Origin of the sequence: Enterococcus rivorum, assembly GCF_001742285.1 — a bacterium.
In the GTDB taxonomy this organism is placed as follows: Bacteria; Bacillota; Bacilli; order Lactobacillales; family Enterococcaceae; genus Enterococcus_L; species Enterococcus_L rivorum.
In genome coordinates, this window is the sequence record NZ_MIEK01000012.1 from 55,691 (window position 1) to 68,679 (window position 12,989).

Annotated in this window: 10 protein-coding genes and 1 riboswitch; of the genes, 2 read left to right on the forward strand and 8 right to left on the reverse strand. The window is 36.6% G+C overall.

From position 1 onward, the window contains the following. Positions 1–77: 77 nt before the first annotated feature. The 7 genes from BCR26_RS05250 to gcvT form a co-directional block, all read right to left on the reverse strand. Positions 78–1,277 carry an amidohydrolase gene (locus BCR26_RS05250; RefSeq protein WP_069697926.1) on the reverse strand — a complete coding sequence of 400 codons (1,200 nt, stop codon included), beginning with the start codon at positions 1,275–1,277 and terminating at the stop codon, positions 78–80. A 13-nt stretch (positions 1,278–1,290) separates the two neighbouring features. After that, positions 1,291–2,577 carry an MFS transporter gene (locus BCR26_RS05255; RefSeq protein WP_069697927.1) on the reverse strand — a complete coding sequence of 429 codons (1,287 nt, stop codon included), beginning with the start codon at positions 2,575–2,577 and terminating at the stop codon, positions 1,291–1,293. Positions 2,578–2,927: 350 nt separating this feature from the next. Further along, the gene (lpdA, locus tag BCR26_RS05260) at positions 2,928–4,319 is read right to left on the reverse strand and encodes a dihydrolipoyl dehydrogenase (RefSeq protein ID WP_069697928.1); all 1,392 of its coding nucleotides are present in this window, start codon (positions 4,317–4,319) and stop codon (positions 2,928–2,930) included. A gap of 2 nt (positions 4,320–4,321) precedes the next feature. Beyond that, the gene (gene gcvPB / locus BCR26_RS05265; protein WP_069697929.1) at positions 4,322–5,770 is read right to left on the reverse strand and encodes an aminomethyl-transferring glycine dehydrogenase subunit GcvPB; all 1,449 of its coding nucleotides are present in this window, start codon (positions 5,768–5,770) and stop codon (positions 4,322–4,324) included. Next, entirely contained in the window at positions 5,770–7,098 is a 1,329-nt protein-coding gene (gene gcvPA / locus BCR26_RS05270) for an aminomethyl-transferring glycine dehydrogenase subunit GcvPA (RefSeq protein ID WP_069697930.1), read from the reverse strand. Before gcvPA ends, gcvPB begins: the two co-directional genes overlap by 1 nt. Before the next feature lie 24 nt (positions 7,099–7,122). Beyond that, positions 7,123–7,491, reverse strand: a complete 369-nt coding sequence (gene gcvH, locus BCR26_RS05275) for a glycine cleavage system protein GcvH (protein WP_084387029.1) — start codon at positions 7,489–7,491, stop codon at positions 7,123–7,125. Positions 7,492–7,513: 22 nt separating this feature from the next. Next, positions 7,514–8,602, reverse strand: coding sequence for a glycine cleavage system aminomethyltransferase GcvT (gcvT, locus tag BCR26_RS05280; protein WP_069697932.1), 1,089 nt, complete (start codon positions 8,600–8,602; stop codon positions 7,514–7,516). 160 nt (positions 8,603–8,762) lie between these two features. Then, positions 8,763–8,870, reverse strand: a riboswitch (glycine riboswitch). A gap of 413 nt (positions 8,871–9,283) precedes the next feature. Between gcvT and BCR26_RS05285 the strand changes: the two genes are divergently transcribed. Both BCR26_RS05285 and BCR26_RS05290 read left to right on the forward strand, forming a co-directional pair. Further along, positions 9,284–10,342, forward strand: coding sequence for a helix-turn-helix domain-containing protein (locus tag BCR26_RS05285; RefSeq protein WP_069697933.1), 1,059 nt, complete (start codon positions 9,284–9,286; stop codon positions 10,340–10,342). Between the two features lie 429 nt (positions 10,343–10,771). Then, positions 10,772–11,809: a DUF1002 domain-containing protein gene (locus BCR26_RS05290; protein WP_379962735.1), complete on the forward strand. Its 1,038-nt coding sequence runs from the start codon at positions 10,772–10,774 to the stop codon at positions 11,807–11,809. 170 nt (positions 11,810–11,979) lie between these two features. On the opposite strand, the gene BCR26_RS05295 is transcribed toward BCR26_RS05290, so the two are convergent. Then, positions 11,980–12,981: an arabinose ABC transporter substrate-binding protein gene (locus BCR26_RS05295; protein ID WP_069697935.1), complete on the reverse strand. Its 1,002-nt coding sequence runs from the start codon at positions 12,979–12,981 to the stop codon at positions 11,980–11,982. Positions 12,982–12,989 lie beyond the last annotated feature (8 nt).

A 12,989-nucleotide genomic window follows, 5' to 3' on the forward strand; every position in this document is an offset into this window, starting at 1 on the left:
TTACTTTCACCAGTCTTTCATCCCTTCATCATTTACTTGAAATAATTAAGAAATCAGCCATTAGCTTTACTTTATTCTTACTTTGCTTCATTTAAATAATCAACTACGATACTTCCCATCACTTCTGCACAGACTAGCAATGCTTTTTCATTAAAGTCAAATTTAGGATGATGGTGGAAATATGTTGGTTTGTCTTCGACTTGTCCACCTACGTGAATAAACGTGCTAGGTACTTTTTCGGCAAAATAGGCAAAATCTTCTGACGGTGGCTGTGGTACTGTTTGTTCAATCCCGTCTACTCCATCTAGTTTCGTATTTTTTAAAATATCAACAACTTGTCTCGTAAACGTAGGATCATTGTAAACTACAGGATAATCTGTTGTATATTCTAAGCGACATTTCACGCCAAAAGTAACCTCTAAACCGTCACAAATTTGTTTAATTTCTGCATCAATAATACTACGAGCTTTTTCACTCATGGCACGAACATCTCCATCTAACGTCACTTTATCTTTAATAACGTTAAAGCTTCCTGCTCCATCGAATGAACCAATCGTTACAACGCCCATATCAAAAGGATTGATGCGGCGGCTAATGATCGTTTGTAAAATAGTGACAAAATAACTACCTGCCACAATTGCATCATTCGCTACATGCGGGGAAGAACCATGTCCACCTTTCCCTTCAATGGTTAACTTAAAGAATGAACGAGCGGAGTGCATCTCTCCTTCACAATAGAGGACTTTACCAAAAGGAGCTGTGCTAATAACATGGATTCCTACAACATTATCTACGCCATCTAAACAGCCAGCCTTAATCATTCCAATAGCCCCACCTGGTGGTGTTTCTTCTGCTGGTTGATGGAATACCTTTATTTTCCCATGAAGCTCCTCTTTCATTTCAGCTAATGTTTCTGCTAAAACTAACATATAAGCAGTATGCCCATCATGTCCACAGGCATGCATGACTCCTTTATTTTCAGAAGCAAAAGGCAATTCGGTTTCTTCTTCAATTGGGAGTGCATCAAAATCCGCACGAATCGCTAATGTTTTCCCTGGTTTGCCAGAATCAATGGTTACAATGACTCCATGTTCACCATTTACATCGGTTTCTACCTCTACATCTAATCCTTTCTCGATATAAAAATTCGCAATATATTTTGCTGTTTCTGTTTCATGAAACGATAATTCTGGATGTTGATGTAAGTAGCGACGGATGTCAATCATTCTAGTTTCTTTTTCTCGTAGTGCTGCGATTAATTTTTCTTTTACATTCATGATTTGCTCTCCTTTATTCTGCTAATTCTATATCTTCTACAATTGGCTTTGACTGACCAAAATATTTTCTAGAGGTTAAATAAGAACCAATCCAACTAACAAGTGTCAAGAAAGTAAAGACGATCATAAAGAGCCAAGCGATTTGATAAGAACTCGTCATATCCAAAATACTTGCTACAAAAACAGAGCCTAGGGCTGTTCCAACTGTCATTACACTACTAATCAAACCATACGCTTCTGGATAATTTTTCTGACCAAAAACCCCTGCTGCAAGCAATGGCGGAGAAACTGTACCAATCGGCGTTCCTAATCCAAATGAAAAAGCCATTAAATAGATAACGCCTAAGTTTTGACCGAAAATCATCAAAACAAAAGCCAATAGAAAAGACCCGCAACCAAAAACACTACTAGCAATTAAACCATATTTATCATTAATCCAACCTAGCATCAACTTTCCGAAGATGCCCACCAATGAGTAAATGGAAATAATATTCGCTGAAGTAACTGGATCATGCATTTCTTGAATTGCCGCTGGAAAGTTCGCTAAGGCACCTGTATTGATTAAACCATTAAAGAACATGCCTAACATAATTAACCAAAAGAATAATTTCCCATAAGATTCTTTCACCGTAATCGCAGAATCTTTACTTTCCTCGATTGCTCCTTCTGATTGTTTCTCAGGTTCCAGGTCAGCGCCATAAGCCACTAATCCCTTTTCCGCTGGGGAGCTTTTACAAACAAACAAGGCAATTGGTAATGCACAAACTAACGCTATTCCTGCCATCAATTGATAGGTGGTTCGCCAACCGTAATCATTTAAAAAGAATGTCACGACTTGTGAAAAAATTGCTCCGCCTAAACCAATTCCTGCCATAGCAATACTCATGGCTAACCCACGTTTTTCTTTAAACCACATGGTAATCATGTAACTAACAGGAATCATCGTAGATGACCAAAAGAAGATTCCAACAAAGAAAGAAGCGATATACAAATGCAATGCGCTTTGTGCAAAAGAATAAGAAAAATAACTAAGACAAAAACCAATAATTCCTCCAACTTGTAATAATTTCATTTGACCTGATGCAGCTCTTTTTGACACAATAGGGGATAAAATAATTCCCATTAATTGCACAATCGTATTTGCCAACATAAATTGACTACGATTAATCCCTAAATCGGCTGTCACCGCAAGAGCATATTTTCCAGAGAGCGCCATCACTAAAGGGACAACAGTTGCGGTAATAACAACACAACCTGCAACAACCCACCAACCATAAAATATTTTGTTCCCGTTTTTCATACTTTTCCCTCCCTATTTAAAAAATGAATTTTAGAAAGCGTTGATTTTCCCGAAATTATTCTCATCACTTTCAGTATTAAGTCCTTGCTGCATAGCTTTTTTCACTTGATATTACTGATAGAATGGATCAACTAGGCAACTTTCTATACAAAACAGTATAGCATAAAAAAATTAATTCTCTTGAGAAAAATAATATTTATATAATAAATCGTTTGCGTAAAAAAATTGTTTTCTAGCAATTCGTTAGATTCTAAAAACCTGAGACATAACTTCTAACTTTACGGCTCAGGCTCTTACTTAAGACCTATCTATTAAATTAGACTTAATTCCTTCCCTAGTTAACAAGTTAACTACTTCCTTCTCGCAGGTGCAACGTGAATCGCCTGCCCAAGAGAACTTTCTAGGGCTTCTCCAATTCCTTCGCTAAATGTAGGATGCGGATAAATAACTTGAAGCGCCTCTTGAAGCGTCACTTTTTGATGAATCATTTCAGCAAATTGCGCAACCATATCTGTTGCTCGTTCACACATAAGTTGGGCACCCAGTACCTCCCCTGTCTGTTCATGGCTAATCACCTTGATAAAGCCTAATTCATTCCCCACTATCATACTTTTAGCATTTCCAGCCATGTTATATTTGCCGATTTTCACAGGGATCTCCTCTGCCTTTGCAAAAGCTTCATCGATTCCTACCGAAGCAAGCTCAGGGGACGTATAAACACAAGATGAAGCAAGGGATAAATCGTACTCTGGTTCTTTTTTATTCATTGCTAAAACAGCATTTACTCCCTGCGCAGAAGCAACGTGAGCCAATTGCATGTTGCCACTCACAACATCCCCAATAGCGTATATAGATGGAATCGAAGTTTGAAAAGAGGGGTTAACCTTAAGCCCTTGTGGATTTGCTTCACAGCTTATATGTTCAGCAAATAAATGAGTAAAACTAGCTTTTCTACCTGTCGCAACTAGAAGGTTATCGCAAGCAATGCTCATCTCCTGGCCGTTATTATTTTTGAAAAAGCAAGCTAACTTTCCTTTTTGGTCTTGGATTTCCGTTACACTTGCTTTGGTATGCACAGCAATTCCTTTTTTCTTAAGGAGCAAAGTCATTTTTTTAGATACTTCTTTGTCAAAATTCGGTAACAATCGATCGCTTGCTTCTACAAGTGATACCTCACAATCGAACGCATTGAAGATACTAGCAAACTCAACACCGATTATCCCTCCACCGACAATCACTAATTGTTTAAATTTTGGTGCCTCAGCTAGCAGTCCATCACTGGTTAACACTTGGGGTAAGTTGATTCCTTTAATTGGCGGCACGATTGGTTTCCCACCAGTTGCTATGAGAATATTTTTTGCTGATAATTTCTCTTCTCCAACACGAACTTCATGTTCACCGATAATTTCAGCTGTTCCAAAAATCGTTACGACCCCATTACTCTTTAATAAATTTTCAATGCCGTCAACTAGTTTACTAACCACTTCATTTTTTCTTTGGTAAAGCTGTTGAAAGTCGATTCTCATTTCTTCAAAGTGAATGCCACTTCCTTTTCCTATTTTTGTTTCTTCAATTATTTCCGCAGCATGTAGCAAGGTTTTCGTTGGGATACATCCACGATTTAAGCAAGTCCCGCCGACATTTTCTTTCTCAATAATAGCAACCGTCATCCCAAGTTGTGCGGCTTTAATGGCGGCTACGTATCCACCTGGACCCGCACCAATGACAATTAAATCGTACATCTTCAGTCCCCCGATTCCGTAAATTGGTAACGCACTATCGGACTTCTTGCAGCCTTTACTTCATCTAGGCGACCAACTAACGTATTTTTAGGAAATTCATGGAATTGTTCGCCATTTTCATAAGCCAAATCATACAGCTCTAAATACACTTGAATGGCTTCGTCCATTGTTTTCTTCGACTCTGTTTCTGTTGGTTCAAGCATTAAAGCTTCTGGCACAATCATTGGAAAATACATAGTTGGCGGGTGCATTTGGTAGTCTAAAAGTGCTTTCGCTATATCCAAAGCAGAAACATCAGTATCTTTTTTCACTTTTTCTAAACTAAGCACGAATTCATGCATACAGTGACTACCATAAGGAACTTCGTATTTATCTTTTAAGCCGTTTAACATATAGTTTGCATGCAAAACCGCAGTTTTTGAGGAAGCAGATATCCCCTCAGCCCCTAACATTAACACATAGGTCAAGGCTCTCGTTAAAATAGAAAAGTGACCGTAAAAACCTTTTACCATCCCTATCGTTGATTTAGGTGTAGAAAAATCAAACTGTCCCTCTTCTGTCATAAGTGGATAATGATCTGGTAAAAACTCCTTCAATAAACCTTTACAGCCCACTGGTCCTAGTCCTGGTCCGCCACCCCCATGAGGTGTAGAAAATGTTTTATGAATATTTAAATGAACAACATCAAAGCCCATATCTCCTGGGCGGACTACACCCATGATGGCGTTTAAGTTGGCTCCATCATAATAATTTAAACCGCCTGCTTGATGGACAATGTCTGTAATTTCTAAAATATTTTTGTCAAAGATACCAACTGTATTAGGATTCGTTAACATCAAACCTGCTGTATCTTCCCCTACCGCCGCTTTTAAAGCTGCTAAATCGACACAACCATTTTGATCCGACGCGACATTCACAATTTCAAAACCAGCCATTGCTGCGCTTGCTGGATTCGTTCCATGAGCAGAATCTGGAATAATAATTTTCGTTCGCTTAGTGTCTCCATTTTTTTGATGATAAGCCTTAATCATTAATAAAGCTGTAAATTCCCCATGAGCACCTGCTGCTGGCTGAAAAGTAAATGCATCCATTCCATTGATTTCAGAAAACCAACGCTCAGCTAAAACATATGTTTCTAAGCATCCTTGAATCGAAGATACTGGCTGCAATGGATGAATCTCTTTAAAACCCGAAAAACTAGCCACTTCATCATTGATTTTCGGATTATATTTCATCGTACAAGAGCCTAAAGGATAGAAGCCATCGTTAACGCCAAAGGTCGCTTTCGCTAATTCTGTATAATGACGACTCAACTCATTTTGAGAAACGGTTGGCAATTTCAAGTCTTGTTGCCGTACAAATTGATTGGGAAGATTATAAGACGGGACATCACTTGAACCAATCCAATCATTTTCATAGCCTTCAATTGACCGTTCAAATATCAATTTCATTATTTTTCCCCCTTGCCAGCAAGAATTTCAGCAATCAAAGTTACCGTTTTGTCAATTTCTTCTTTCGTGTTCATTTCAGTAACACACCAGAGTACCCCTCTTTCGGTTGGTAAACCACCTAAGATCCCTTTTTTTTCTAATTGAAGCAATATTTTTTCTTGATCTATCGGAAATTCAATTAGAAATTCATGAAAGAAATTCCCTTTATTGACTAACTTAACCCCTTCCAAAGCTGTTAACTCTTCAGCCATATAGTGGGCTTTGTCGTAACATTGTTGGGCTGTTCTTTTTAGACCATTTGGACCGAGTGCGCTTAGATAGATAGAAACCGTTAATGCGCAATGGGCAACATTGGAACAGATATTAGATGCCGCTTTTTCTCTTCGGATATGTTGTTCCCGAGCCTGTAACGTTAAAACAAATGCTCGTTTTCCATTTACATCAGTTGTTTCTCCGACGATTCTTCCTGGTAAACGACGCATCATTTTGTTTGTCGTAGCAATAAATCCGATATAAGCACCACCAAAATTTAACGGTAAACCCAATGATTGAGCCTCACCAATTGCAATATCTGCACCCATTTCACCAGGACTTTTTATCAGTGAAATCGCCGTTGGATTCACAGCAACAATCGCTTTAGCTTTACATCGCTTAGTCTCTTCAATTACAGTCTCTACCTCTTCTAGTAGACCATAATAATTCGGTTGTTGAATCATAGTGCAAGCAACTGTGTCATCAATTAATTGATTTAAACTGTCTAAGTCAATTTGACCATTTTTTTCAGGAACAATCACGATGTCAATATCTCTAGACTTATAATACGTCTGGATTGTGGCTAAAGTCATCGGATGCATCGTTGCTGAAACCAGCACTTTATTTCTTTTTTTCTCTATACACATGTTGATTGCTTCCGCCGCCGCAGTTGCTCCATCGTAGACCGATGCATTTGAAGCTGACATTCCCGTTAATTCACAAATCATTGTTTGATATTCAAAGATAGATTGAAGCAATCCTTGACTTATTTCCGGTTGGTAAGGAGTATAGGCGGTAACGAATTCCTCTTTACTCGCTATTTGATTAACAATTGCTGGAATATAATGTCTATACGCTCCTGCACCTCGAAAAATCGTTGAATAGACCTTATTCTTATTCGCCAATTCTAGCATTTTCTTTTTGACTTTTAATTCTGATTCACCTGAGGGAAGTGCTAATTTATCAATTTTGACACTAGTAGGAATTTCTTGAAATAATTCATCAACTGTTTGCAAGTTCATTTGATGCAACATTTCTTTTTGCTCTTGGGGTGTTGTCCCTAAGTAATTAGCCATCTCTCAACCTCCTTTTTCAAGTATTTACGCTTCTGATTTGACAAAGTCCTCATATTCTTCTTTTGTCATCAGTTCAGACAGATCAACCGTTCCTTTTACTTCCATAATCCAAGCATCATAAGGTGCAGAGTTAATTAACTCTGGGGCATCCTCCAATTCTTCGTTCACGGCACTAATCACGCCTGTCACTGGAGAATATAACTCACTTGCTGCCTTTACTGACTCAATATCCGCAAAGCTTTCTTCTTTTGTTACGTCATCATCGACTTCTGGTAAATCAATATAAACAATGTCTCCTAGCTCTTCTTGTGCATAATCAGAGATACCAATTTTCATCGTTTCTCCTTCTACTTTCACCCATTCATGTGATTTTGTAAATTTCAATTCTGACATTAAAAACACTCCTTTTATTTAATTACCATTTGTAAAATGGGGTTTGAACAATTTTTGCCGGTATTTTTTTATTACGAACGACAATATCTATTTCTGTGTCAATTGCTGAAAATTCTTTATCGACTAACGCCATCGCAATTGCTTTTGCAATATAGGGACTATATGTTCCAGAAGTTGTCTTTCCGATTTTTTGTCCATTTTTTAAAACAATGTCCGCTTCTTCACGAGCGATTCCCCGACCAATTAGTTCGATGCCAACTCGAGTAAGTTGCGGTTTTCTTTTTTCCAATAATGCTTGTTTGCCAATAAAATTTTCTTTTTCCATTTTGACAGTAAATCCTAGTCCTGTTTCATAAGGAGTAATTTCTTCATTCATCTCATGTCCATATAATGGCATTGAAGCTTCTAAGCGCAATGTATCCCGGGCACCTAAACCACAAGGAGTGAGGCCTAATTCTTTGCCTGCTTCTAACAAAGCTTGCCATAAATGATGGATATCGTCCGCTTGGCAATATAATTCATAGCCAAAAGAACCAGTGTATCCTGTTCTGGAAATCAAACAAGGGACATCAGCAACGGCTATATTTTCGACAAAAGTGTAATATTTTTTTGGTAACATTGCCGGATCTGCTAATTTTTCTAAAATCTCTTTTGATTCTGGTCCCTGCAACGCAATTTGTCCAATTTGTTCTGACCTATCTTCAAATGTAACATCACCAAATAAATGCTTTTTCATCCATTGAATATCTTTTTCTCTGTTGCCAGCATTGATTATCATCAAATACTTATCCTCTGCCTGTTTGTAGACTAACAGATCATCAACGACGCCACCATCATCATTACACATAACACTGTAACGAACTTGCCCCACTGTCATTTTAGAAAAATCATTGGTAAGAATTTTTTGAATATTAGCTAAAGCATCTTTTCCTTCATAAATTACTTCTCCCATGTGAGATACATCAAAAATTCCCGCTCGATTCCTGACTGATAAATGTTCTTTGATAACCCCCGTTTCTTGATACTGAACTGGTAATAAATAACCTGCGAAAGGAACTATTTTCCCGCCATTCGCCACATGCCATTCGTGCAAAGGTACTTTTTTATCCATTTTTTTCCTCACTTTCTATCATTACTGATGCTCGCTTTTGGGCTAACACAAAAAGAGGACAGCAGCATTCATTAATGCAGTTATCCTCTGTTATGAACCTGAGAGATTCTCCTTCTAATTTAAGGATTGCTCCTTCGGTGCGCTATGCTCTCCAGAGTTTTGTCAAATTACGGTCCTTTTACCTGAGATCTTCACAGTAAAAGCCTGCATGTTTCACTGTTTATTCCTTCGGCGGCATTATTTTTTTGCTCTCTCCCGTAATCATCAACCATTTTTTGTAAGCGTTACCACTTTTATTTAATAGTAACAATATCTGCCCTTTAATACAACAATTTTTTTTCAATAAAAAATATTTTTTATTCTATAAAATAGCTTCACTTTTCATCAAACATAGATTATAGATTCAGTTAGAATAGAAAAAACAGATCGCTGCTTCTTTCTATTGTGCCTATGATTGCTCTAAAAAAATAAAATAAACAAAGTGAATCATCAACTCCTTTCCATTCTGTCCTTTTTGTCTACTCAAAAAAACTTCTCACTAGATGCAATGATTATTTTAGAAAATAACTGCCTGTTAAATTTTGTTCGTAATAATTAACATATGCTCCATTGTCAATGAATCAACTTCGCGTTACTCTAAATATAGAATCTAAATAGAGGCTTTAAATAGGAGGAATTATGATGGTTTTCAACAAAGTAATGAAAGAAAAAAGAAAAGAATTAGGTTTAACTCAAGAACAGGTTGCTGAATATATGGGGGTTTCGACTCCAGCAGTTAGCAAATGGGAAACTGGACAAACATTCCCTGATATTACTTTACTTCCAATTCTTGCACGTCTATTTAAGATTGACCTTAACACTTTATTCAACTTCCAAGCGAAAATGACTCCAAATGACATCAACCAATTCTCGTTAAAAGTCCTTGAATTAATTGAAAATGAGAGCCTTGAATCAGCTTTTGAACAAGTAGAAACAAAAGTTAAAGAGTTTCCTAGTGATGAAGTATTCATTATAAAAATAACGACGTTATTAGAAGGAACCTTGATTTCAAAAGACTATGAGGCACATGAAAAAGAAAAATACTTCAAAAAAATCAACATTTTTTTATCCTCTATTGAAAACAGTGAAGAGCCGACGATTCGTTTCTCAGCAAGACTGGCAAAAATAAGAATGCTGATTCGAGCTAAAAAATGGAATGAAGCACAAGAACTTTTGGATAAGACGGACTCAATTATTTTGGACAAAAAAAGTACAGAGCTTCAACTAGCTCTTGCTAAAAAAGACTTTTTGGAAGCAAATAAACTGATTGAGAAAACAATCCTAAACGATGCTTCACACCTATACAATGCACTTCTCACGAAATTACAACTTTCGGTTGAACTAAACAACTTTAAAGAAATTGAGTATTACTGCTATTTAGCTAAACAAACAAGCAAAATGTTTGATCTCGCTCCAATGCTAAGTATTTTAGCAGAGCTTATACAAAGTATCTATAAAAATGAAATCAATCCTACATTAGATCTTTTAGAGAAATTACAAGAAGAACAGCTACAAATCTGGACCGCGAGCGACTCTCCCTTATACAAACATATTGAAAGTAAGTCAGTGGATACAAGAAATCTTTTCCCATCAAAATCATTTGACGCTCTATTTGCCCCCTTGGATTTGAGTTTCATCCAAGCTGAACCTCGATACACAGAACTAAATGAACTATGGAAATCAAGAAAACCTTCCCTTTAAGCAGATCTCTATTGTATAAATGCTATAAAAAAGTAAGTCAATCAACAAAACTTTGCTGATTGACCCACTTTTTTTGTGAACGAAGATGGCGATTCCTTTAAAATTATTTTTTGTCATCCAAATACAGGTACTGTAAAATATCAGCACCTATAAACGGATCTTGTTGAACTATAGCTGATTAATATTTTTGTGCTTTCTCGGTGATATTTTGACACTAGGCAAATTCTTCATCAGTATCGAATATATTAAACATAGATGGCCATCCTCAGATACTAACCCAATGTAACCAAGTATTCGATTTTCTATACATTCTTTATAGTTAGTTATAAAAACTTAAATTTCTTCTTAATGATGAGCGTATCTATTTAATTCTTTTGCTTTTACTAGTAGTCTGTATATGTATATTTTATTAATAGGAGGATAACCATGATAAATTTCAAAAAAAGTTTTGCTCTTTTAGCCGTTACTATCTTTGGTGTTTCACAATTAAATACACCACTAGCATTGGCTACTGAAAATTCTAGTCCTGTGGTAAATGAACGATGGGGTAAACCAACTTTTGTTTCCGGAGCTGGTCTTACTTCTACACAATTACAAGAAACAATGAAAATTTTGGATGTTAATCCAAATGATGTTACTTCAACTACTGCAACAGGTGCTGACTTGATTAAATATTTAGGCAGTGGCAGCGGCGACGATAGTGTGATGCTAAGTTCGGTTCTCGTAACAAGGGAAAATGCGGGAAAAGGAATCAATGTTGACATTGTAACACCAGAAAACATTACCTCCATCACTGCCGATCAATATAAAAACCCTTTAATTACTGCCGGCATTACTGATGCAACGATTAAAGTTGGAAGTGTAGTAAGAGTTACTGGGGAGAGTGCTTTGACAGGTGTTTATAAAGCCTTTGAAAAAAATGGCGAAGAGGTGAATGCAGATCGTGCACAACTAGCACAAGATGAATTAGAAATTTCCTCACAAATCGCTCAATCCATTATTAATCAATCAAACAAGGTAAATGAGAATCAAAATCTAACTGATTCTGAGCAAGAAAAACTTGATGAAGCTCAAAAAACTCAATTAAGTCAAACCTTAGTAGACATCAAAAAAGCTCTAGCTGATTTTAAAGAGCAACAAGGGAAAACTGCTACAAAAGAAGAAGTTCAAAAAATTGTAGATGATGCTCTGGCAAAAAATAACATTAGTGAATATGTAAGTTCTGCAGATATTTCAAGCTTAGTTGCTCTAGCGCAAAGGTATCAAACAACAGAAGGAGTTTTAAGTAAAGAATCATTGGCGCAGTTAGACAAAATTAGCAAAGGCTTTGAAAAGACTATCAATAATTTAGGCAATGAATTAGGCAAATTCGGAGATTTACTTAAAGGGAAATTAGATGGTTCAAAAGGCTTTTTTGCTGGAATTTGGGAAAATATAACTAGTTTTTTTGGAAACCTCTTTAATTAGCTAAAATTGGCAAACTAAATCAAGAGGAACAATCCAACTAACTTTTAATTTATCACTTCTATCCCAATTTAATTCTTCAAACATTTAAAAAAAATAATAAAAACCGCTCTCAAACTTTTATCTGGATAATAAAAGTTTGAGAGCGACTTTTTAGCTAATTTCATTTTTTGTTATTCTGCTGCTTTTCCCATCACTTCTTTATAATTTTCTGGAGTTACAATAACAGCATCTACAGCCTGTTCTTCAGGCATTTTTTTACCATCTTTAATATGATTCATTAACATTTCAGCCGAGTCTGCTCCAACAGCATCCGAAGAGAAATAAGTAGCAGCTTTCATCGCTTTCTTCCCAGAGTTAAATTCATCTTTTGCTAAATAAGCTCCTAGCCCTATTACCGCAGACTCTTCTTCCAAACCAACTTGTTCAATCGCTCTTACAGCACCGATAGCGCCTTCCTCATTTGCAGACAAAATCATCCATTTTTTTACCTTAGGTTTTGCCGTAATGATTGCAGAAGCCGCATTGAATCCTTTTTCGGTTTCTCCATTATAATCGGCAGTATTTATTTTTTCTTTTGGATAATTTGGAATTCTTTCTTTCAAGACATCCTTCATCCCGTCCGTTCTAGGAACACAAGAAGAAACAGTATCCATAGTTAAAATTAAGATTTCCGTTTCTGCATCATCCACTAATTTGTTTTTTTCCATATAATCAACCATCCACTCAGCATTTTTCTTACCAATTGAATAGCCGTCAATCCCTACCCATGGAGCCAGCTTCTTCCCACTCTCATCTTGAAGTGCATCATCAACCGCTACAACTGGTATTTCAGCTGCTTTTAGCTTATTGATTGTAGCTTGAGATAATTGTTGATCTGGAATACAGGTAATGATGCCTGCCGCTTGATTAGCAACCGCATTGTCAATGGCTTTTAAATATTCTTCAGGATTCATTTTAGCATCCACATAGATAAATTCGCCACCCATTTCTTTTACTTTTTTTTCAGCAGCCTTTCCTTCATCAATAAACCAGGTTTGATCTCCAGCTTTATAAATACCATATACAACTTTCTTTTCTCCGGCACCTTTTTTCTGCCCGTTACTACACCCAGCTATTAATAAAAGGGTTAGTAATACTACAGTTACTTTGATGACTCTTTTCAACTGATTCATTTTTTCTC

Bases quoted from the DNA above. Each gene is read 5' to 3' on its own strand.
- BCR26_RS05250 (WP_069697926.1), bottom strand. From the start codon at position 1,277: ATGAATGTAAAAGAAAAATTAATCGCAGCACTACGAGAAAAAGAAACT.
- gcvH (WP_084387029.1), bottom strand. From the start codon at position 7,491: ATGTCAGAATTGAAATTTACAAAATCACATGAATGGGTGAAAGTAGAA.
- gcvT (WP_069697932.1), bottom strand. From the start codon at position 8,602: ATGGATAAAAAAGTACCTTTGCACGAATGGCATGTGGCGAATGGCGGG.
- gcvPB (WP_069697929.1), bottom strand. From the start codon at position 5,770: ATGAAATTGATATTTGAACGGTCAATTGAAGGCTATGAAAATGATTGG.
- BCR26_RS05295 (WP_069697935.1), bottom strand. From the start codon at position 12,981: ATGAATCAGTTGAAAAGAGTCATCAAAGTAACTGTAGTATTACTAACC.
- BCR26_RS05285 (WP_069697933.1), top strand. From the start codon at position 9,284: ATGGTTTTCAACAAAGTAATGAAAGAAAAAAGAAAAGAATTAGGTTTA.
- lpdA (WP_069697928.1), bottom strand. From the start codon at position 4,319: ATGTACGATTTAATTGTCATTGGTGCGGGTCCAGGTGGATACGTAGCC.
- BCR26_RS05255 (WP_069697927.1), bottom strand. From the start codon at position 2,577: ATGAAAAACGGGAACAAAATATTTTATGGTTGGTGGGTTGTTGCAGGT.
- gcvPA (WP_069697930.1), bottom strand. From the start codon at position 7,098: ATGGCTAATTACTTAGGGACAACACCCCAAGAGCAAAAAGAAATGTTG.